This is a genomic window from Paenibacillus sp. MMO-177 (assembly GCF_037147795.1).
Lineage (GTDB): Bacteria > Bacillota > Bacilli > Paenibacillales > Paenibacillaceae > Pristimantibacillus.
Genome location: NZ_JBBCUR010000002.1, coordinates 24,236 through 45,108, shown reverse-complemented (window position 1 = coordinate 45,108; position 20,873 = coordinate 24,236). Strand labels below are relative to the sequence as shown.

At 48.9% G+C, this 20,873-nt stretch carries 19 protein-coding genes; 4 read left to right on the top strand and 15 right to left on the bottom strand.

The features are described 5' to 3' along the window. Positions 1-45 precede the first annotated feature (45 nt). On the top strand, positions 46-1,170 hold the full coding sequence (locus WFK81_RS05890) for a hypothetical protein (RefSeq protein ID WP_336785532.1): 1,125 nt from the start codon (positions 46-48) through the stop codon (positions 1,168-1,170). Between the two features lie 76 nt (positions 1,171-1,246). Here WFK81_RS05890 and WFK81_RS05885 read toward each other — a convergent pair whose 3' ends face one another. The 4 genes from WFK81_RS05885 to WFK81_RS05870 form a co-directional block, all read right to left on the bottom strand. Then, positions 1,247-1,744: a LysM peptidoglycan-binding domain-containing protein gene (locus WFK81_RS05885; RefSeq protein WP_336785531.1), complete on the bottom strand. Its 498-nt coding sequence runs from the start codon at positions 1,742-1,744 to the stop codon at positions 1,247-1,249. A gap of 83 nt (positions 1,745-1,827) precedes the next feature. Next, positions 1,828-2,796: a glucosaminidase domain-containing protein gene (locus WFK81_RS05880; RefSeq protein ID WP_336785530.1), complete on the bottom strand. Its 969-nt coding sequence runs from the start codon at positions 2,794-2,796 to the stop codon at positions 1,828-1,830. Between the two features lie 392 nt (positions 2,797-3,188). Then, a complete protein-coding gene (locus WFK81_RS05875) occupies positions 3,189-3,806 on the bottom strand; it encodes a PadR family transcriptional regulator (protein WP_336785529.1) in 618 nt (205 codons plus the stop codon). Between the two features lie 5 nt (positions 3,807-3,811). Next, on the bottom strand, positions 3,812-5,380 hold the full coding sequence (locus WFK81_RS05870; protein WP_336785528.1) for an MDR family MFS transporter: 1,569 nt from the start codon (positions 5,378-5,380) through the stop codon (positions 3,812-3,814). Between the two features lie 166 nt (positions 5,381-5,546). On the opposite strand from WFK81_RS05870, the gene WFK81_RS05865 reads away from it, so the two are divergent. Next, positions 5,547-6,377: a sugar phosphate isomerase/epimerase family protein gene (locus tag WFK81_RS05865; RefSeq protein WP_336785527.1), complete on the top strand. Its 831-nt coding sequence runs from the start codon at positions 5,547-5,549 to the stop codon at positions 6,375-6,377. A 49-nt stretch (positions 6,378-6,426) separates the two neighbouring features. Here WFK81_RS05865 and WFK81_RS05860 read toward each other — a convergent pair whose 3' ends face one another. Continuing rightward, positions 6,427-7,425, bottom strand: a complete 999-nt coding sequence (locus WFK81_RS05860) for an SDR family oxidoreductase (protein ID WP_336785526.1) — start codon at positions 7,423-7,425, stop codon at positions 6,427-6,429. A 152-nt stretch (positions 7,426-7,577) separates the two neighbouring features. On the opposite strand from WFK81_RS05860, the gene WFK81_RS05855 reads away from it, so the two are divergent. After that, the gene (locus WFK81_RS05855; RefSeq protein ID WP_336785525.1) at positions 7,578-8,612 is read left to right on the top strand and encodes a ParB/RepB/Spo0J family partition protein; all 1,035 of its coding nucleotides are present in this window, start codon (positions 7,578-7,580) and stop codon (positions 8,610-8,612) included. Here WFK81_RS05855 and WFK81_RS05850 read toward each other — a convergent pair. Genes WFK81_RS05850 through WFK81_RS05830 form a run of 5 tightly spaced genes read right to left on the bottom strand, consistent with a single transcriptional unit; the run spans position 8,609 to position 13,904 of the window. Then, on the bottom strand, positions 8,609-9,700 hold the full coding sequence (locus WFK81_RS05850) for a GerAB/ArcD/ProY family transporter (protein ID WP_336785524.1): 1,092 nt from the start codon (positions 9,698-9,700) through the stop codon (positions 8,609-8,611). The two genes, WFK81_RS05855 and WFK81_RS05850, sit on opposite strands and share 4 nt — an antisense overlap. A 34-nt stretch (positions 9,701-9,734) precedes the next feature. After that, the gene (locus tag WFK81_RS05845; RefSeq protein ID WP_336785523.1) at positions 9,735-9,965 is read right to left on the bottom strand and encodes a hypothetical protein; all 231 of its coding nucleotides are present in this window, start codon (positions 9,963-9,965) and stop codon (positions 9,735-9,737) included. Positions 9,966-10,002: 37 nt separating this feature from the next. Next, a complete protein-coding gene (locus tag WFK81_RS05840) occupies positions 10,003-11,211 on the bottom strand; it encodes a Ger(x)C family spore germination protein (protein WP_336785522.1) in 1,209 nt (402 codons plus the stop codon). Beyond that, positions 11,208-12,653: a spore germination protein gene (locus WFK81_RS05835; protein ID WP_336785521.1), complete on the bottom strand. Its 1,446-nt coding sequence runs from the start codon at positions 12,651-12,653 to the stop codon at positions 11,208-11,210. The genes WFK81_RS05840 and WFK81_RS05835 overlap by 4 nt, the downstream gene beginning before the upstream one ends. A gap of 27 nt (positions 12,654-12,680) precedes the next feature. After that, positions 12,681-13,904, bottom strand: a complete 1,224-nt coding sequence (locus tag WFK81_RS05830) for an MFS transporter (RefSeq protein ID WP_336785520.1) — start codon at positions 13,902-13,904, stop codon at positions 12,681-12,683. A gap of 185 nt (positions 13,905-14,089) precedes the next feature. On the opposite strand from WFK81_RS05830, the gene WFK81_RS05825 reads away from it, so the two are divergent. Continuing rightward, positions 14,090-14,251 (top strand): hypothetical protein, encoded by a 162-nt coding sequence (locus WFK81_RS05825; RefSeq protein WP_336785519.1) that lies wholly within the window; start codon positions 14,090-14,092, stop codon positions 14,249-14,251. Positions 14,252-14,262: 11 nt separating this feature from the next. Here WFK81_RS05825 and WFK81_RS05820 read toward each other — a convergent pair whose 3' ends face one another. The 5 genes from WFK81_RS05820 to WFK81_RS05800 all read right to left on the bottom strand — a co-directional run bounded on the left by WFK81_RS05820 (position 14,263) and on the right by WFK81_RS05800 (position 20,787). Further along, a complete protein-coding gene (locus WFK81_RS05820) occupies positions 14,263-15,198 on the bottom strand; it encodes a glycerophosphodiester phosphodiesterase (RefSeq protein ID WP_336785518.1) in 936 nt (311 codons plus the stop codon). Between the two features lie 118 nt (positions 15,199-15,316). Further along, positions 15,317-16,984: a thiamine pyrophosphate-binding protein gene (locus tag WFK81_RS05815; RefSeq protein ID WP_336785517.1), complete on the bottom strand. Its 1,668-nt coding sequence runs from the start codon at positions 16,982-16,984 to the stop codon at positions 15,317-15,319. 25 nt (positions 16,985-17,009) lie between these two features. After that, positions 17,010-18,800, bottom strand: a complete 1,791-nt coding sequence (locus tag WFK81_RS05810; RefSeq protein ID WP_336785516.1) for a GAF domain-containing sensor histidine kinase — start codon at positions 18,798-18,800, stop codon at positions 17,010-17,012. Between the two features lie 22 nt (positions 18,801-18,822). Continuing rightward, positions 18,823-19,719: a GGDEF domain-containing response regulator gene (locus WFK81_RS05805; RefSeq protein WP_336785515.1), complete on the bottom strand. Its 897-nt coding sequence runs from the start codon at positions 19,717-19,719 to the stop codon at positions 18,823-18,825. Positions 19,720-19,740: 21 nt separating this feature from the next. Continuing rightward, positions 19,741-20,787, bottom strand: coding sequence for an HD-GYP domain-containing protein (locus tag WFK81_RS05800; RefSeq protein WP_336785514.1), 1,047 nt, complete (start codon positions 20,785-20,787; stop codon positions 19,741-19,743). Positions 20,788-20,873 lie beyond the last annotated feature (86 nt).

Here is a 20,873-nt window from a genome sequence, read left to right as displayed (position 1 = left end):
GTATGGTTCACAGAAGCTTCAATTATTTAGAAACAGGAGGAAAATATGCTTTTTCAACGATTTAAGCGTATTAGGGCTTACAGAATAATCGTGCTTGTATTGGCCCTTGCATGGTTCCCGGAAAATAATCTCCATGCAAGGTCTGCTGTATATGAGGAAATCAACGGTCAATCCGCTCTGCGGTTAGCCGTCAAATCAAGCCCTTCCTCAACCTTCGAGGATTATGACATGATCAAGGACGCCGATTTAATAAAAGCCGTTCAATCTCCAGCATGGCAGGCATCCAATGAAATCCCGCGCTTCACCGATCTCTATATTTCCCGGGAAGGTAACGCTGCGCAGCTTTTGCGCGTAGATGTTGGCGGAAGGCTATGGGATGAGACGCAGTCAAAAATGCTTGTGCTTCCGGACAAAGCGTTAACAAAGCTGAATAAGGCTGCCGATGAATTGCGTGCAAAACATTATGGGCAATTAATGGATTGGGAGGAAGCGGAGAAGCTCTTTTCCCGGAAAGCTTACTTTGTTATCAAGGATATGGATACCGGGTTATCGTTTCGCGTACAGCGCAGAGCCGGGCATGATCATGCGGATGTTCAGCCCGTTACCAAAGCGGACACGGAAATTATGAAGCAAATTTATAGCAAAGGCTGGACCTGGGATAGAAAGGCGATTATCGCGGAAAAGGACGGGCGGCAAATTGCGGCCTCCATGAACGGGATGCCTCACGGCGGAGACGGAATACCGGAGAATGGCTTTTCGGGGCATTTTTGCGTGCATTTCCTGAACAGCTCCACCCATAAATCCGAAAATCCGGATTTGCCCCATCAGCTGATGGTTTACAAGGCTGCGGGAAAGCTTAGAAATTATTTTGCCGCCTCAAGCCCGTTTCTCCTTGGACAAAGCTTGGTTGAAGCCCTTCACCATGAAGAGCAAGAGATGATCCGGCTTCTTACGGAAGGGCTTCCCAAAGAACAGTTGGAGACGCTGCTTTCGCAGCAGCAGAACTGGCGTTCTATCCGTAGGAAGGACGGCCGTGAGCTCCCTCAGGAGGAATCCTGGTTATCGGAAGTACAGCTGCAGACAGAGACTCTACACGCAACACGGGGAAAAAGCTTGTGCAATTCCATACCCGGTTCGTACGCACAAGCCCGATTAGTCCTTGGGAAATGAAAGAATTAATCCTTTCTTAGAAACAAATAACGTCCGCTTCCTTTTTAAGAAAGGAGCGGACGTTATAATGTCTGGTTTAATATGGGCCATTAACGGATGTCCCGTGGATATGAGGATTAGCCATATTCGGGCTTACCATGTTTGGGCTTACCATGTTTGGCTGAACGTTTGGCTGGGTATTACTTTGTTGTCCAAGCGATTGCGTTGCCGGAAGATCCATGTATGTTTTATGGCAATACATATTGGAGATTCGCGGAATGACAACAGTCTCACCATGCTTGAGTGATTTTGGATCCGCAAGATGAAGATTGGCTTCCTCCAGCAGCGTGTTAGGAATATTGTACGCATGGGCGATTTGCTCCATCGTATCTCCAGCCTGCACTTGGTGATGAGCGTAGTAGTAGTTGCGGTCGTCCTCCCGGAAGAATGGGAAGAAGAACGGCGAGAAGAAGAAGAACGGGAACAGGAACCGACCCGGGAAAAACGGATGCGGGAAAGGCCTGAACGGTGGACGGAATCCGCCTCCAAAGCCGCCTCCGAAACCGCCTCCAGGAACAAAACCACGATTATCCATTGCTGATACCTCCGTTATATAGTCATTCGACTATATAACGTATTGATTCTTGGGCTGAAAGGTTCCTGTGCCCAATGAAGTTCTTAAAGCTTCTTATAGTCGCGTTTCATAATATTCATGACCAGACTTGCCCATTTCGGATTGGCCGGGCAATACTTACTCGCTACTTTGTCAATCGTAGTGTAGCCTTTATCAATATAATTTTTTGCCAGCAGCTGGCCAAACTTGCGGACGCTGTCTCCCTTCGTATCGAAGGAAAATGCTTTATTGTATTTGTCGCTGTCTAATGCATTAAGGCCAAACAAATTGTTTTTCTTCTTGGCAAGCGTGCTCTTGCCATTGCCGCTTTCCAGCTTCATCACGGCAATCGTGAAGTACGCGTTAATGCCGTATTCCTCTTCGATTTCAAGCACGGCTTGCTCCAAGCCGTGATCCGCAAGAGCCGTTTTCTCAAACAGCTTCGCAATATGCTCTTCCGTCAGTCCCGAGTCCGATTCCACTACCGGTGTAGGCTTCTCGGGATCGGAAGGCCATGCAATAACGGGCTTGATCTCCAACGTATCGTTAAGCGGCGGTTCCGCAATTGTATTCGCTTTCGCCAGAACTTTGACCTCAAGTTCCTTTTCGGCAGCCGGAGCAGCTTTGACTTCAATCTGCTGGGCGTAACGTCCATGGACAAAGCCTTGATCCTTCAGAGCCAGCCACCCGTTATCCGTTGTATGGTCCACCTCGATGGTGTCCCCCTGCTTAAGCACTTGAATAATATTGGAGTCTGCATCCGGCTTCTCGCGGACGTTGAGATAAAACGCGGTTACTGCGTATGTAAGAATGGGCGGTTCTTGCACAGTGGGTTGCGCGGCTGCGCTATGTATTTCGGGGATTATACTCGGCTCAGGCTCAGGCAGCGCTGCTTCTTGCCTTTCTACAGGCTTTATTTCAGCGGCTTCCGGCAGTTGCGGCGTGAACAGCTGTAAAGCGTCGCTTACCACGATATTGCCGTCAGCGATGGATAAATGAGCAGGTGAGAATTCATGCGTTACTTCAGCAGACACTTTATTTGAAGGTAAAAAACGCGTGCTCAAGGTCATGAACAAAGCTATACAAAGTAAATATACGAGCACTTTAGAATTGATTTTTGTACGCATCGTTACACCTCTTCCCTCGTTTTTGTAAATCAGACATACCTGCTGTGGTATAGGTTAGATTGTACATAGGAGGATTTGAAAAACGTGTCAAATATCCTGCGCGCCTCGCTTGTTTCTTTGTCGGAGCGTCATGCCAAACTTTGACCGAAAAAGCGGATTTTGAACAGATGCCGTCCATTCGAATCGCTTTGACCACAAAACGCACGAAAAAGTCGCACTCATCTGACCCTATCCGTGAAAATTAGTAAAATAAAAACAAAAGAACCGCACCCGGGTGCGGTTCTCTAGCTTTATTTGTACTATTCTTCCGACATATGATGCTCGGAATGGGACTTTAGATACTGCTCTATCTGCTCTAGCGTCCAGGTTGGACCTTGCAGCAAGCTGCCGCTCCTTGCTTGCTCGAGCAGCTCAAGCAGCCACTCTCTCTCCGTCTCACCAAACTTTTTGAATCCTTTGATCATCATTTGGGAGCCCGTCGGGAGATAAATCCCCTTTAATTCCAAAACGGCTTCCATTCGTTTAATGCGCTCTTCGCAGGCTGCCAGCTGCTTGAGGAGCAGCTGTTCAATCTGCTCCTCGTCGCCGTAACGGACGAAGGGCAGCGCGAGGAATAATGGATGCTGCGGATAGGATACCTGGCTGAGCTGATCGTACAGCAGCTTATGGAAAGCGGCTTTCCCTTCCTCCGTAATCCTGTAAATCGTTTTGTCAGGACGATTATCGCCTGGAACGGCCACAATCTCCGCCGCTTCAATCAGCCCGTGATCCCTCAGCTGATCTACCGCATAATACAAGGAGCCGTCACGCAGCCTAAACGATTCATTCCAATTCCGTTGCTTAATCGTTTGCCGGATATCATAAGGATGTCTGTCTCGTTCCATTAGAAGCCCCAATATTAACAGCTTCATTGACATGATCCTTATCTCCCCGAGAACGATGGCTCCGGCTTGCCAGCTTCATCTTTGGCTGGAGCCTGATTCGATTTCGGCGGAAGCTCAAGACGTGCGCGTCCCATCAGAATCGCGAATACAAACGCCAATACCGGCAAAATAACATTCCATTGGAAAATAAACAGAATGGAATCGGACAGCTTGCCCAGCAGAAGGGTTACGAAGTCAGCGGGCAGGCCCATTTTAGCTTGAACCGTCGGATCAAGCAGCGCTTGACCGCCTTTGATCTGTGCAGCCATTTCCGGCTTGATGCCTTGCACGTCTTGCAGCGAGTTTTGGAAATGCGACTTCTGCATCGCGCCAAACACCGTAATGCCAAGCGCGGAACCGATTGTGCGGAAGAACGTGATCAAGGACGACGCCGAACCTTTGTATTGCGGAGGAACGGAGTTCAACGTCGAAATATTCAGCAAAGAGAAGGACACGCCGATACCAAGACCTACGATAACCATAAATACGGTAATCAAAGCGCGGCTTGATGATGCGTCCATCACGTAACCAAGAAGGTAGGTGCCCACCATCAATACGATCGAAGAAATAATCATCACGTCGCGGAAACGGAATTTGTTCGCAATCCGGCCGCCGATCTGCGCACTGACTACAACGCCAAGCATCATGGGAGTCAGAACCGTACTCGTGCTTGTTGCCGACAGATGGAAGACGCCTTGCATGAACAGCGGAATATAAGTAGCGACAGCAATCATAATCCCGCCGTACAGAAGGCTGATCATCATGCTGCTGGTGAACAGCTGCTTCTTGAACAAGGTCAGCGGAATGATCGGATCCTTCGCCATTTTCTCAACAAACAGGAAGACGACAGCCAGAATGCCTGCGCCGGCTAGAAGCGAGATTGTTTTGAACGAATCCCATGCCCATCCGTCGGTACCGCCAAGCTCGAGACCAAACATCAGAAGAAGGACAGCCGCCATCAGAATAATCGCACCGGCCCAGTCGATCACTTGCTTCCGGTGGTTTTTCGATTCCTGATAACCTCTCATAATAAAGATCAATGACAAGATGCCAATCGGAACGTTGATGTAGAAGATCCAGCGCCAGCTGATGTTATCGGTAATGGCACCGCCCATTATGGGACCGAATACGCTCGAGATGCCAAACACGGCGCCGAACAAGCCCATCATTTTGCCGCGCTTCTCGGGCGGGAACAGGTCAAATATAATGGTGAAGACAATCGGCATAATCGCGCCGCCGCCGATACCTTGAATGGCACGATAGATAATTAATTGATTCATGTCCGTTGCCGTGCCGCACAGAATGGAACCGATCAGGAAAAAGATCAGGCCTGAAATAAAGAACCGCTTCCGTCCGTACATGTCGGACAGCTTGCCGAAGATTGGCGTTGCAACCACCATCGCGATCATATAGGCGGAATAAACCCATACGAATTTATCCATGCCCCCCAGCTTCTCGATGATTTTGGCCATCGCCGTCGATACGATCGTCTGATCGAGCGCCGACATAAACAGGCCAAGCAAAAGGCCCGCGATTACTAATTTGACACTACTTTTTTTCGCGTCCATAAGTACTTCCCTTCTGTAGTCATTTGTCCGTACTCAAATTTGAATACCCTAGCTTATTATACTCAAATTTGAGTGATGTTCAATCCTAAAATGAATAAATTAATTGTTAAGGAATCTGGTGTATAATGGCAGAGAGAAAACTATCGATAAGGTGGGATTTGTACATATGTCATATTTATCGTTAAGTACCTGGAGCCTGCACCGCAATCTCGGACCGCTCCGCTGGACCGTATGGAATGAAGAAACCGGCACTCTCGATACCGCCATTCAGGAACAGCCGTTATTGCATACTTTGCTCGAGCTTCCCGCGGAAGCCGCCAAACGCGGTTATCAAGCCGTTGAAATCTGCCACTTCCATTTCCCGTCCACCGAACCGGACTATCTCGCGCAGGTGAAGCAAGCCTTTGCGTCAGCTGGCTTGTCCTTTGATACCTTGCTCCTGGACTACGGCGATATCACATCCTCCAATCCAGCGCGCGTAGAAGCTGATCTAGCCTATATCCGACAATGGATTGAGATTGCTTCCTTAAGCGGAGCGAAGCAGATCCGGATTGTGGCAGGCGAAGCTCCTCCTACCGATGACGAGGCTATTTCGCTGTCCGCAGCTAGGTTAGCCGAGCTTAGTGCATATGGCCGCACTCTAGGCGTCAAGGTCATCACTGAAAACTTCAAGTCACTCACCTCCACTGGAGACAGCTCCAAGAAGCTGCTTGATCAATGGGGCGAATATGCTGAAACGATTACGGATTTCGGCAACTTTAAAGGCCAATTGAAATATGAAGAGATTGCCCTTACGACTCCGCTTAGCGTATCGGTCCATGTCAAACCGCAATACGATCCCGACGGCATTCCGGATGAAGCCGAGCTTCGCCGCTGTCTGGACACCGTCGCCTCCGCCGGATTTAACGGGGCTTATGTATTGATCTACGACGGTCCGGGCGATATGTGGGAAGGCATGGAGCGCGTGAAAACGATCGTCTCTCCTTACCTCGTTTAAAAATGAAAATAACGGCGCAGAAGATTTATCTCTGCGCCGTTATCTTTTGTTATTCCTTCTTATGCGCCGCAATGATGCGGTCCATCTGCTCGTTCCAGGCTTCGTCCTCCGTACACTTCTCCGGATGAGCTTCAAACCATTCAACGGTCCGTTTAATCCCTTCCGCAAATGGCACGGTGGCCTCAAAGTCCGGTACAAGCTTCTTGATTTTGCTGTTGTCAAATACCGCGCTAACCGCTTTATCGCCAAGCAGGCCGCCTTCCAAATCCGGATCATGGGAGATCAGAAAGTCCGATGAGATATGTATCAGGTTCGGCTTCACACCGGCAGCAGCACCAATCTGTTCATAGATCTGATTCCAGGTGAGTACTTCATCGGATGTAATATGGTACGCCTCCCCAATCGCAGTCTGCTCGCCAAGCAACCCCACAAAACCTTTCGCAAAGTCCGAATTATGTGTCATTGTCCATAGGGATGTGCCGTCGCCGTGAACAATTATCGGCTTGCCCTTGCGCATACGCGCAACAAGCGACCAAGGATGCGGCCAGCTGTTAAGCGATGCCGGGATCATCGTATCTCCGTACGTGAAGGAAGGACGGACAATCGTAACCGGGAAGCCGGATGCGGCATGTTCCTTCATAAGAAGCTGTTCGCATGCTATTTTATCTCTCGAATATTGCCAATAAGGATTTTCAAGCGGCGTTGCATGCTCCGTTATGATATAATGCTGCAGCGGCTTCTGATAGGCAGAGGCCGAGCTGATAAAGATATATTGCTTCGTACGCCCCCGGAACAAATTAATGTCCGTCTGAACATGCTCCGGCGTAAAAGCGATCCAATCTACGACGACATCAAATTGATAGCCTTCCAGCGCTGCCTCGGCAGACTTGGGATCCCGGATGTCACCGGTAATAATCCGCGCTCCTTCGGGTACAAAGCCATCCCGGTTCCCCCGGTTGAATAAGAAGAGATTGATTCCTTTCCGTACAGCAAGCTTGGATACGGCCTGGCTGATCAAGCCGGTACCGCCGATAAACAATACATTCATCCGCAATCGCTCCTCCGTCCCGCTCTGAATTCAAACCTATGGTCATTTCTGCTTCATCAACATGAACTCAGTTACAGTTTAAAGCTTAAAAGCAACGGGAGCAATGTTTAAGGTATAATAGAAAGATAGAACAATAGAATAGGAGATAAATGATGGATATTGTACAACTCCCATTAACCCAAATTGACGAAGATACGGACCAGCCCCGCTACCAGTTCGACGAAGAAGCTTTGGTCGAGCTGATGCGCAATATCGAAGAAATCGGGCTTCTCTCCCCCATTAAAGTAAGAACGATTGATGGCGGAAGATATAAAATTATTTACGGCAACCGGCGTTATAAGGCTTGCAAACGCCTTGGTCTCGCCACAATCCCCTGTATCGTGACGAATATGACCGATGAGCAGGAAATTTATTTGGAGCAAATCGCCGAGAACCTGACGCGTCAAGGCTTCTCTCCGATTGAAGAGGCCGAAGCCTTCAACAAGCTGATGACCGATCCGAAATTTAACCGCTCCGTCAAATTCCTGGCCAGCAAATTCGGTAAACCGGAATCGTACATAAAGAACAAATGCGAGCTGCTGAAGTTTGGCGCTTCGGTTCGGAAACTTATCATTGGCGGCACCGAAATCCGCAAGGACCGCTTAACGGAAGACCAGCTGCTGCCGCTCAAGGATTTGCCGATGGAGCACCGCGATCCGCTGGCTCTTATTATGGCAAGAGACGAAATGCCGCCGACAGACGTGAAGAAGATTGCAAAGCTGTTCAAAGATAAGGAGATCTCCGCTGCGACAAAGGACAAGCTCCTGTACAAATCAGGCCCTGGATTGCTGGAAACCTGGTCTATACAGCAGCATAACAAGGCGGAGAAGGCGAAACCTGCCGAGCCAAAAGCACCTAAGCCGGAAAAGAATAAATCTGCCGTGGTAGCTGAGACAGAAACAACAGCAGTAGTCGAAGCAGTGCCTACTCAGACCAGTCTCTACGAGGCAATGGACAAGAAGCTTAATCAGCTGCTGGCTGCTCTGCCCTCCTTCACCCCGCTGCCCAATGAAGCGGCTTTATCTTTGCAGGAGCTCGATGCCGAGGAGAGAACGGATCTTATCAGGCGGATGGAAGCCTTGTTAGAGCAACTGCGAAGCCATACCGAGGAATGGGACAAGCTGAAAAAAATCGCAGCCGCCAATTAATTCGATACGCTCTGCTTGATGTGTCCCGCTATCCAAATCAGGATCGGACAGATGATCCCAAAGATCATCGCATAGAATGGCCAAATACGGAAGGTCGTAAACAAGACAGCCGTGTTTGGCCATACGATTCCGGCCATCACATAGGTGATAAGGCCAATCGGTATTAACAAAGACCGGTAATCCTTCAATTGAAATACGGTTGAGAGGCCTATCGCGCTTACGTGCATGAGCAAGGACATTCTGAAAAATATCGCGATAAACCAGATGACCGAGACGCCAACCTCAAACCTTTCGAAGAAATCGCTGAAGCTGATCGTCCGTACGGCAAAATAACTCGAGAAGTTTAAAGTCGATACAACCCCCTGACTAAGAACGGCAATAACAATAACCGTGACGCACATAAACAAGAACCCCGAGATCATCGAACTCTTAATGACTACCCGCTTCCACTTTTCCGGCTTTTGCATTTGTGCAACGAAATACAGAAATAAGACGCTTTCGATATAGGGAAAAGCTATAGTCGTAAAAGAAGCATGAACGATCGGCTTCCAGCCAAACTCAAACGCCGGGAGCAAATTGTTAACGCTCATCTTCGGTATCAAAGGAACATAACCTAACGCTAACAGCCCCATAACCAGAAAAAACAGCACTTCAGCCGCACGGCCGATGGTGCTTACCCCGCAGTAAACCACGTATATGACCGCGCCAAGCATGAGAACAAATATGACCGGCATTGGCGTTTCCGGCAAAATCACCGTCGTTATGTAATCCGCCAGATCACGCAGAACCAGGCTTAAGATAAGTAACGGATACATTAGCGTAAAGAGCAGCAGAAACAGCTTGCCGAACCTTAGGCCGAATAGTGTCTGCAAATATTGTTCGAACGGAAGACCGTTTAGTTGTTTGGCAATCCCTCCGTACAGCATAACCATCCCCAACTGAACAACCAACACTATGCAAAGAGCAATCCAGGCATCCTGCTTGGCAATGGAAGCAAGATTGGAAGGCAGAACAAGAAATGCGCTGCCCAGCTGATACAGGATAAACCACATCGTCATCTGCCGGATCGTGAGCTTTTCATTCGCCATGCTTTGCCTCCTTTCCCTTCCATCGATTTCATGGTTATTGCAGCAGCTTGGACACAAACAGATCTATAGGTTGGAATAGGGCGTTGATCCCCATTATTGGACTTGGCAGCTTCACTTGCAACTGCTGGAGCAGCACCAGCACAACCCCTACGGCAAGAAAGCATGTGCTGACTGCAATATCGCGAATTTCCTGCTTCTTCCACAAGACGCGATACTGAAGATAAGCTCCTGTCAGGAATATAAGCAAGATAACCATGTTATCCACTAAAGCCGCCCCCCCTAAGAATAGCCTACCAAGGCTGCTATGGCTGCTTGCTAATCGTATTAACGATTTTGCCTGTTTTGTGCAGCTCGGTTGTGATTACAACTTCAATCTGTAGATCATTTTTGAATATTTCCGGCCATTGCTTCTTCCATTTGCTCCATTGCTTCGGGTATTTCCGGTGGAAAGCTTCGCCAAAGCCGTAAATATCGGCGCCGTATTTCTTCTGAACATAGCGAACACTGTGCTCAAGCATAAATTTCTGTTCATCCCTAGCCGTTTGCTGCAATTGTTTGAATACCTTCTCATCGCCAAGATCCGCACTGCAATGGTATTCTCCGATATTAGCTTCGCTCTTCATTTTAATCTTCGCATGAGGCTTGCCGTCCTTTATGGAAGGAATGACCTGGGCATGTGATTTATAGATCTCCATAACGAAATTGTTCTTGCCTTCCGGGCATTTTACATGTCCCACCGTACTATGTACATTATTAGTTAAATAGCTATAGCCTTTGCTGTCGGATTCGCCAAGCCATCCCACAATACGGTCATCCAGAAGCACTCCAATTCCCGTATACTTGTACTCGGCATAAGATTTGGGCTGCTTAACGTTTTCCATCTTCATTCCTTTATCCCGGTTGCCAATCAGAGTAATTCCCGTCAGTACGGGTTCAACGCCGTCCTTTGTCACCTTCTGCATCATATCAACCACATTGACGGCTGATGTAGGAGCCCATGCACTCTCGGACACTTTAAGCGATTTGTATAAGTCGATGGCCGGCAGCACTTCCATTGGAGTAACGAATGACAAGATATCCTTGGCATCGCAGTCCTTGGCGACAGCCATGTAAAAATCCGGCCGGACCTCATGATCCCGGAACAGAAAATCAAGAGGATTCCGTATTCCCCGCTCCGCAACCTTTTCATTAATAATGACGATCCGCATATGCGATAAATACATTCTTCGTGATGCCTTGGTCGTAATTTTACGCAGTGCTTCAAAGAGGGTTGGAGCACGCTCGGAAAAAATGACGGCCGGCGAACGCTCCCCCTTGGAACGGTTCACCGACATCTGGGACGGATCCGAGACCTGCACAGTCAATTGATATTGACCTTCCAATAAATCAATGCCCATAGCCATAACAACCGATATCGCGTTAAGCTCTTGCCGGTTCCAGCATCCCGACAGGAGCGATGCCATCATTATAAAGGATGTAAAAGCCAGTCCCATTTTTTTGCGCACGTTCATGAGGTTCTCCCCTGCTTGGTTTGCCCTTTCGTCGATTTCCAATAGGGCATGCGAAAGATCGCATCGCTTTGCTGGCTGGCATGAAACGGAGCGCTTGGGCTTAAGCAGGGTATGCCAAAGGAACGCAAATGGCACAGATGCACAACCAGGAGGATAATTCCGATGGTCAGGCCATATACGCCAAAGGAGGCGGACAGCGCCATAAACACAAACCGGAGGATGCGGATTGGAATCGACATCGCATAGGCCGGAATAACAAAGCTTGATATCGCCGTTATGGAAACGATAATAACCATCGCCGCGGAGACAATGCTGGCTTCCACTGCAGCCTGACCGATAACGATCGTACCCACAATGGATACCGCTTGGCCAATCGTACGCGGCATCCGTATTCCCGCCTCCCGCAATATCTCGAACGTCCCTTCCATCAGGAGCGCTTCAATAAAGGCGGGCAGAGGTACGCCTTCCCGCTGCGCTGCCAAACTTAAGAGCAACTGAGTCGGCAGCATATCCTGATGAAAGGTGGTCAAGGCAATATAGACCGATGGGGCAAGAAGACAGATTCCGAGCGCCACATAACGGAGCAAACGGATCAAATTGCTATAGAGCGGACGTTGGTAATAATCCTCTGCGGACTGGATGAAATCAACGAACAATGCAGGGGTTAGCATCACGAACGGTGTTCCGTCTACGAATATGGCAATCTTGCCTTCCATAATGCCTGCGGCAATCGTATCGGGACGGTCCGTATTGTACATAGTAGGAAAAATGGTCAGTTGCTTCTTTTCATGCAAAAACTCTTCCAGGTATTCCCCTTCGAGAATCCGGTCTTGTTTGCAAGACTTCAATCGTCCGATTAGCGTCTGCAATTGTTTTTCATCCGCAAGACCGTCCATATACATAACCGCTACATCGGTTTTGGTCATTTTGCCGACCTTGAGCGAGACAATCCGTATTCTTGTATCCTTAATTCTGCGTCTGACCAGGGTTGTGTTCGTACGCAGTGTCTCCGTGAAGGAGTCCTGGGGACCGCGTACAACCGATTGGGTCTTGGATTCCGTAATGGCGCGGTCGCTCCAGCCAGGCAAAGCAACGCTTAACCCGTCTACGACGCCATCCATCATGATAAATAAGCTGCCGGAAAAAATGTGCTCCAATGCAGCCTCTAACGTACGAATAACGCATACATCGCCTGCATCCAGAACATGATTTTTTAGTTCCAGAAGCGTAACGGGCTCTACCGGTGTCCGGTCCAGCAAAGCAGAGATGACGCTGTCCTGAAGCTCCTTCTTGTCAACCATGCCGTCGAGATAGAAGATGACCATCTTCTTATCGCCCGGAAGGATCAGCTCGCGAACGATAAAATCCGAGCTATACCCCATCACCAGCTTCATTCTCTCGATATTGGCATGCAGCGATGGAGAGAAACCATCCTCTCTCATCCTCACACCTCCTGCCTCCTTACCGCGTCACGCGCGGTCAGGATCAATCCCTTTAGTCTCCCGGCCAAACAACATGACCGTTAACGCTCCAATGACAATCGCAACAAAGAAAACAACAAATACGGCAGTAATGGTTGTGCCTTTGTCAATTAGCAAGCCTACCAGATATGGCCCGATAATCCCCCCAATTCTCCCGAAGGCGGCGGCAAAGCCTACTCCAGTCGAGCGGACGCTTGTAGGATACAGCTCCGGCGTGTAAGCATACATGGCTCCCCATGCCCCCAAGTTGAAGAAGGACAAGAAAATGCCCGCGGTGAGCAGCACGCCGGCTGTACTGGCATTCCCAAACCAGATTGCGCATACTGCGGTCATTAGCAGATAAATGCCAAGCACCGCTTTTCTTCCGACACGTTCAATCAAATAAGCTGCCGTAAAATAGCCCGGCAATTGAGCTAAAGTAATGATAAGAACGTATTGAAAGCTCTTGACGAGCGTAAAGCCTTTCAACACCATAACGGTTGGCAGCCACAGGAACATCCCGTAATAAGAGAAGACGACGGTAAACCATAGAATCCACAACGTGATGGTGGCCCGTTGATAAGGCCCGGACCATAAGGAGGCCATGCGTTCGCGAAAGCTGAGCTTTCTCCTGTCGGCCTGCTCCCTATAGCGAGGGGAATCTTCGATTGCCCGTCTTAGGAACAAAGCATAGACCGCGGGGATCGCGCCGATAACGAGCGCCATTCTCCATCCGTAATGCGGGATAAAGAAATAGGAGATGAGAGCAGCAAGAATCCAGCCGCCCGCCCAGAAGCTCTCAAGCAGAACAATCGCTCTGCCTCTAACCTCAACAGGCACCGATTCCGACACTAGCGTCGAAGCAACCGGAAGCTCTCCGCCTAGACCAAACCCCGCAACGAAACGCAATACAGCCAGAACCAATAAATTAGGCGCAAGGGCAGACAATCCGCTGGCTACGGAAAATAGAAGCAAAGTCCATAGCAGGACGGCTTTGCGCCCATAGCGGTCAGCAAGCGATCCGGATACTGCTGCGCCAAACGCCATTCCGGTAGAGTTTATCGCGGCTAGAAGACCAATCTGCTCGGCATTAAGATTCCAATCGACGCTTAAAGCCGCTGCGATAAACGACACAAGTCCTACATCCATGGCGTCGAACAGCCAGCTGAATCCGGCGCTTAACAACAAATTCCTGTTTTTGGATGTACGCCATAATGCTGCAGCCTCACTCATTCTCGAGCCCGCCCCCATTCTTCGCATAATTGTTATTTACAATGTGCCCTTGAATGATTGCCATTATGTAACAGATAAACCGAATGGGACAAAGATAATCCGAAATAGGATGGGAGATAGAGATTATTGGAGCTGGGGGAAGGCGTATGGGAAATAAACAATCTTTTGTGATAGTGGTTATACCAATGTCGGAGGTTAGAAAGTTCATTATTATTGATATCGTAATTAGCACTGCCGCCTACTATGGTCTGTTTATCCCCTTTCACTCGTTTATAGCGGCGACAGCCGGAAGCATGACTTTGCCCATGCTGATCCGGCGAACGTTGAAGCTTCGCAATGGCCGATAGCGATTACGGGTTCAGCTGTTTAGCCACTGGGAAAGCGTATATCGCAGCAAATACACATAGCTGCTGTTTCGCTGCAGCACTTCGCGAAACCGGTCCGGATAATCCGTATATATTCCGTCAACCCCCCAGCTCAATGCCCGATCCATGTTTAATTGGTAATTAACGGTATAGGGGTAGATGCGAAGACCGGATTTTTGAACCTTATGCACATAAGCAGCATTGATTTTAGGGAAGTTAGGACTGATGCCCGTAGCGTATTTTTTGATCTTATCCAAGGAAGCGCTGCTAATCCTAGCCGACGTGTTGTACCACATCAGTTGAAGCAATTCGATCTTGTCGTCCATCCTGTGAATCTTCTTTAAGCTCTTGGCATCAAAGGACTGGATAATCACTTGGTCCTCGAGCTGGAATTGGCGGATGGTGGCCAGCAGCTTTTCTTCGATTCCCGGGTTGTTCTGCGTATCTTTAATTTCCAGTATATAACGCGTCCCTCGGCCAAAGGCAACGAATATATCGGAAAGCGAAGGCACCTGCTGCTCCGTAAATTCTTCTCTGGCATACATCGGATGATGTCTATTGAACCAGGAGCCTGCATCGAGCTGCTTAATGTCATCAAGAGTCATGGACGCTATCTTGCCTTTTGCATTCGTCGTGCGGTTTACCGTATTGTCATGCATAGCGATTATTTGACCGTCCTTAGTAAGCTGAAGATCGATCTCGATATAATCCGCCCCCGCTTCAATGGCGCCGCGGAAAGCAGCAAGGGTATGCTCCGGGGCATAGCCGGATGCACCGCGATGGGCGATAACAGCGGCGTGCTTCGCGAACCGCTGGCCGGCAGACACTGCGGGATGCTCAGCTAAGGACAAGATAAGGACAAGCACAACGGAAACAAGCAAGCCATGCAGCATATAGAAATAAAAGGACGGTATTTCTTTCCTTCGCATTGCTGACGCCTCCCTTCTATTGCCCTTAACGTCTCACGTCAATTCCCTTTTTATGCGATCTACGGATAATAGAAAAAAGCTGCCCGTATTTAAACGGAAGCAGCTTTTCGTTTATTCCTTAATAAGTCGCGCCCTGCAAAAACTTAACGCGCTCGCCCATCGGAGGAATCTCGTTCCCCTCGACATTGATCTCAATTACGATAGGCCCTTTCGATTGGTCGAACCAGTCCTGCGCAAGCTCAGGCCGGAGCTCGTCCAAGGATTCGGCTTGCGCGTAACGGACGCCAAGCGCTTTGGCAACATCAGCGATGCTTGTCCGCTGCTGGGAGAAGTCCTCCAGGCAACGTCTGTACTGCAGCATATGCCCGTGGTAAACCATGCCAAGGCGTGCATTGTTTATGACGACAAACACAATCGGGAGATTGTATTCCTTGGCTGTCAACACTTCCATGCCATGCATAAAGAAGCAGCCATCGCCGGTAATACTGATGATCGGACGATCGGGCTCAGCAAGCTGGGCACCCAATGCGCCGCTGATCCCCGAGCCCATACCGCCAAAGTTAATGTTGATGTCGAACGCTTGATTCTCGCGGATAACGAGATTTTGAATCGAGTACGTCATGAATTCGCCGATATCCACGTAGTACCGCGCATTGTATGGCGCAAGAAGATTAAGCTGGCGGATAGCGGATTTTGTATTCCAATCCTCGGTCCCCGGACCGGCTGCTTCCAAAGTGGCAGCCGCTTGCTTGTAGGCGCTGGAAATCTCCTGTAGCTGTTCTTCCTTCATGCCTGCGGTAAGACGGTCGATCAATTGCCATACCGCAAGCTCGATATCTCCGTGTACCGGATAATCCGTATCGAAGTTTTTACCCAGCTCCCGTTTATCATGGTCGATATGGATAATCTGTTTGCCATTTACGAGACGTTCATCCCAGCTGCTTGTTGCCGACTCGCCTAACGCGGAACCAACGATCATTAACAGATCATGGTTATCGCCGCGCAGATAGTCTACCGCCGAATCATTGCTCGCCAGTCCATAGACGCCAAGGGCAAGCGGATGATTCTCGGGGAATGCGCCTTTGCCGCGAGGCGTAGTCGCAACATGCCAGCCGGTTAGCTCGGCGAAACGCTGAATCGTATCTTTAAATTCCTTGGAGCCGTGCCCAAGCATCAACGCGCCGCGGCGCCCAGCTCTCTTAATCGCAGCGGCCGCAGCTTCAATCTCATCCGCGTCTGGCTGAACGGACTGTGTTTGAACCGCCGTCAATTGTTCCGGCTCGCCAATCTCCGTCATTTGCATGTTGATCGGAATCGTAATATGTACCGGTCCGGGAATTCCGCTAATTGCGGTGTTGTAAGCTTCGGCCAGGACACGCGGCAGATCTTCGGGATCGGTAACGGTCTTGCTCAGCTTGGTGACGGAAGCGAAGATCGGATCCGCATTCAGCTCCTGGCCCCCGCCTTTTCCGAATTTTGTGGTAGGAATTGCGCCAGTCAGAAAAATAACCGGGAGCTTCTCGCGCCATGCATTTGCGGCAGGCGTTACCAGATTCGTTGCGCCGGGACCGCTGGAACCGACACAAACGCTTGGAATACCTGTAATTCGTGTATAGGCAGCTGCCATATAACCTGAACTTGATTCATGCTTGGCTACAATGGATGTTAATTCTGGAAGTTCATGCAAGCAATCATACAAAGCATTGATAGAGCCCGCCGGGACCCCGAAAATGTACTTGACCCCTTGGCTAACCAAAAATCTTAATCCAGCTTCGATTGCTCTCATCTTATTCTCCTTTTTCTCTCTTCTCTTATTTCATAACGGTAAATTTGAATACGGAGCCTTCACCTTCCGTCGATTCGAACGAAATATTGCCCCCGTGCATTTCAATCAGCTGCCTGGAAATCGCAAGGCCAAGGCCTGTACCGTTAATTTGATTGTTCACCTGATAAAACTTCGTGAAGATGTTTTTCTGCTTCTCCACCGGTATTCCTATACCGGTATCAATTACTTCGATCGTCATTTCATTGTCCTTCATGTAAGCCTTGATCGTAATTTTACCTCTTGGAGGAGTAAACTTAATGGAGTTCGAGAGAAGATTCAGCAAAATCTGCAAAATCCGCTCGCGGTCCGCCCGCATCGTTCTATTCTCGCCCGCATGAATCTCTACTTTAAGGTCGAGCTTCTTCTTGTTGATAAGCGAATCTACGATATGGGTGGCTTCACGGATCAATTCTTCGAAATCAAACTCCGAATACATCAATTCAAATTTCCCGTTCTCAAGCTTTGCGAAATCAAGCAGCTCATTCACCTGATTAAGCAGACGCTCGATCGATTTCCCCGCCGTCTCCAGCAGATCCAGTTGGGAGTCGTTCAGCTTGCCTAGTACTTCCTTGCGCAATATATCGACTGTACCCTTTACTGCCGTAATTGGCGTACGGAGCTCATGGGATAGCGTTGCGATGAAGTCGCTCTTCAGCTCGTTTAAGTACTCGAGCTCCTTGACCAACCCTTCGAGCTTAAAGTTGGCCTGCTGCAGCTCCATGGAGCGCACATTGACGGAATAATCCAGATGCTCGGTATGGATCGCGTTGGCAAGCGCGGTTGCGGTCACATCCGCAATAGATTGGCAGAACTCGATTTCGCCTTGCTCGTATTCGCGGCTTTTGTGCATCGTCGGGATAACCACATCGCCAAACACGCGGTCTTTTGCAACAAGCGGGATCAGCAGCAGACTCTTAATCCCGAACATTTCGCAAGCCCGGTGGTCCGGACGCGTGTCCGCATACACGTCCGAAATGGCTATCGCTTTTTTCTCCGTTACAACCTCGTAGAACAGCTTGTCCTTATCGATGCTCAGCTTGATGTCTTCGCGGTGTCTATTCTTCCATTCCTCTTCCGTAACGCTCACCGAGGAAATATGATAAGGCTCGATCGTACGATCCTTCTCGTTATATAGGTGAATGCCCACTTCGTCGGAGCCCGTTGCCCGTTTCATGTAATGGAAGCAGGTTTTAAGGACTTCGCGGACGGACAACGACTTGGACAACGCTTTTGTGGCATCGAGAAGAAGCTGCTGCTTATCCACGAGATTTTTCGTATTTTCGAACATCTGAATATTATGAATGGCAACGCTGACCATATTGACGAACGCTTCCGTCACTTCGATCTGCTCGCGGGTCAGATTCATCGGTTTCCCGAAATCATGGACAAATACAACGCCAAATACCGAATCGTTCACAATAACGGGAATGCCTAAAATAGATTTAATTTTCATCAGCAGCTTCTTATCATCGTCAATCCGCGGGTCAACGTTGGTGTCGTCGATGTAGTCGCTTGCTCTTCTCTCCAAAATATCGCAAACAAAGCGGTCTTTCTGCGGGTCAATCAAGAGCTCCGTAATATCGATGGACATCTTATTTCCCTTGTAACCGATAAAAGTTCCGTCTGGCTGCTTAAGGAAAAATCCGACCAAATCCGCCTGCGTAATTTCGCTGGCAATGGCATCAACGAATACTTGCAAAATATCGGACAGCTCAAACTGCGAATTGATCACTTTCGTCATCAGAAACAATTTCTTGAAGCTCTTTAATTCCATCATCAATATTCACCTATCCATCCGTTTAATAGATCGTGATCTGGTTTTTGCCGCTTTTTTTGGACCGCAGCAAGGCTCGATCGGCAAAGCCTATTATCTGTTCAAAGGAATAATGGTCAGAGCTCTTCGTAATTCCGATGCTGACTGAAGCTGTCGTTCCCTGTTCCACCAGCGAGCCAATTGCAAGTTCATTTACCGTGCGGATAATTTCCTGCGCTGTCTCCATCGCCCCCTCTTCCTGCCGCAACAGTACAAGAAACTCGTCCCCTCCAAAACGGAAGGCAAGATCATTCTCCGACGAGATCGTCTTCTGAATAATGTAAGCAATCTCTCTCAGCACCTGATCCCCTACAAGATGACCATACGTATCGTTAATGAATTTGAAATTGTCCATGTCAATCATGAGCATGGCGCCGTAATCGGCTAGGCTAACCGATGATTCCAACAGTACTTCATTCAGATACATCCGGTTGTAGAGTCCGGTCAGAGCATCCGTGTTTGCCCTTTCGGAAAGCTTTTCCTTGTCGCTCATCAAGCGCTCCAGCTTTTGCTTTTGTCCCAAGGCATAGCTGACCTTCATTTCGAGCAGATCAAGGTCATAAGGCTTAGTCAAATAATCAAAGGCACCAAGCTGAAGGCCCTGCAAAATATCCTTCTTCTGCACGTTGGCAGACAAAAAGATAACGGGGGTATCAAATTCTTCCCGGCTCATCCACTGCCTGCAGACGTCAAAACCCGACATGTCAGGCATCATCACGTCCAGTAGTATAAGATCCGGACGAATCTCATCGTACAACCGCAATGCCTCAGAGCCGCACTCCGCCGTATGTATGCTGTAATTTAAGGAGTTCAAAAATATACGAAGAATTTGTACATTATGCGGTTCATCGTCTACGATGAGTATCTTTTCACGCAATGACATACTCCAACTCTCTTTCCGATTTCATTCCCCAGTAGGTAAGGTTCTCATCGTCATTTGCTCATCGATGATCTCTAGGAACAGCGTGACGAGCTGTTCGTCAAACTGCGAATTAACATTCGTAATTAACTGCTTTCGGACTTCCTCCACATGAAGGGAGCTGCGATATACCCGGGTTGAAGTCATCGCGTCGAAAGCATCCGCCAGGCTGACGATCCGGACAAGCAGCGGAATTTCATCTCCCTTGAGGCCATCCGGATAACCTCTCCCGTCAATACGCTCATGATGCCACCTGACTATAGGCAGGATGTCCTGTACTTCCGGCAGGTCCTTCAGCAGCTGGTATCCGATCGCCGGATGCTGGCGGATCACGTCAAATTCCTCATCGGTAAGCCTGCCGGGTTTCATCAGGATATGATCCGGAATAGCCAGCTTGCCTATATCGTGCAGAAGAGCGGCCAGCTTCAGCAGCTCAAGCTCAGCCCGGCAAAGGCCTAGCTTTTCTCCAAGCAATGAGGAATAAAAGGCGACGTTATAACAATGGTCCACGGTGAAGCTGTCTTTCATCCGCAGCGTATTGAACAAGCTTTCGTAAGACTGTTCCTTCAAGAATTGCTTGCGGAAATAGATCTTATCAATGAGCTGGTCCATATGCAGCTTATTAATTCGGCAAATTTGAAGCTCTTCGGGTGTTAAGGATCGCTGAGATTGAAAACAGAGCAGGAGAGTGCCGCGCGTTGTATTACGTTTTATATGGAAGGGATATATCGTGTGGAAAGACGTATCCGAAAGGGAGATTCCGTCTATCGTATCATCTGGTCGCAGTGGTCTTCCATCAGGAATACGTTCGAAAAAATCAGCCTGCACGGCAAGCTGCTGAAGCTGGCTGGAATCCGCCTGCAGCATGTTGTACGAATATGCAGTAGGCTCCTGACGCTGTGTATCTTCCATCAGAAATAAACAAATATGCTCGCAGCCGATCGTCTCTTTCAAAAAATGGCCAAGAAGCCCCATTGAATCAAATATGGAGTTTGAGTTAATGACGCTCTTGAAAAACACCGAATTATGCATGCTTCAACCTCTATTTCTCATGAATACATGAAGCTTTAATCCTTATTTCATTCGACATATAGTCTTTTTTTCCTTCCTCTGTTTAG

Coding starts and splice junctions, on each gene's coding strand:
- WFK81_RS05850 (WP_336785524.1), bottom strand. CDS start 9,700: ATGGCGAATGAAAAGCTCACGATCCGGCAGATGACGATGTGGTTTATC.
- WFK81_RS05860 (WP_336785526.1), bottom strand. CDS start 7,425: ATGAATGTATTGTTTATCGGCGGTACCGGCTTGATCAGCCAGGCCGTA.
- WFK81_RS05805 (WP_336785515.1), bottom strand. CDS start 19,719: ATGTCATTGCGTGAAAAGATACTCATCGTAGACGATGAACCGCATAAT.
- WFK81_RS05890 (WP_336785532.1), top strand. CDS start 46: ATGCTTTTTCAACGATTTAAGCGTATTAGGGCTTACAGAATAATCGTG.
- WFK81_RS05835 (WP_336785521.1), bottom strand. CDS start 12,653: ATGAGAGAGGATGGTTTCTCTCCATCGCTGCATGCCAATATCGAGAGA.
- WFK81_RS05830 (WP_336785520.1), bottom strand. CDS start 13,904: ATGAGTGAGGCTGCAGCATTATGGCGTACATCCAAAAACAGGAATTTG.
- WFK81_RS05875 (WP_336785529.1), bottom strand. CDS start 3,806: ATGTCAATGAAGCTGTTAATATTGGGGCTTCTAATGGAACGAGACAGA.
- WFK81_RS05825 (WP_336785519.1), top strand. CDS start 14,090: ATGTCGGAGGTTAGAAAGTTCATTATTATTGATATCGTAATTAGCACT.
- WFK81_RS05810 (WP_336785516.1), bottom strand. CDS start 18,800: ATGATGGAATTAAAGAGCTTCAAGAAATTGTTTCTGATGACGAAAGTG.
- WFK81_RS05855 (WP_336785525.1), top strand. CDS start 7,578: ATGGATATTGTACAACTCCCATTAACCCAAATTGACGAAGATACGGAC.
- WFK81_RS05820 (WP_336785518.1), bottom strand. CDS start 15,198: ATGCGAAGGAAAGAAATACCGTCCTTTTATTTCTATATGCTGCATGGC.
- WFK81_RS05865 (WP_336785527.1), top strand. CDS start 5,547: ATGTCATATTTATCGTTAAGTACCTGGAGCCTGCACCGCAATCTCGGA.
- WFK81_RS05840 (WP_336785522.1), bottom strand. CDS start 11,211: ATGAACGTGCGCAAAAAAATGGGACTGGCTTTTACATCCTTTATAATG.
- WFK81_RS05815 (WP_336785517.1), bottom strand. CDS start 16,984: ATGAGAGCAATCGAAGCTGGATTAAGATTTTTGGTTAGCCAAGGGGTC.
- WFK81_RS05870 (WP_336785528.1), bottom strand. CDS start 5,380: ATGGACGCGAAAAAAAGTAGTGTCAAATTAGTAATCGCGGGCCTTTTG.
- WFK81_RS05800 (WP_336785514.1), bottom strand. CDS start 20,787: ATGCATAATTCGGTGTTTTTCAAGAGCGTCATTAACTCAAACTCCATA.
- WFK81_RS05885 (WP_336785531.1), bottom strand. CDS start 1,744: ATGGATAATCGTGGTTTTGTTCCTGGAGGCGGTTTCGGAGGCGGCTTT.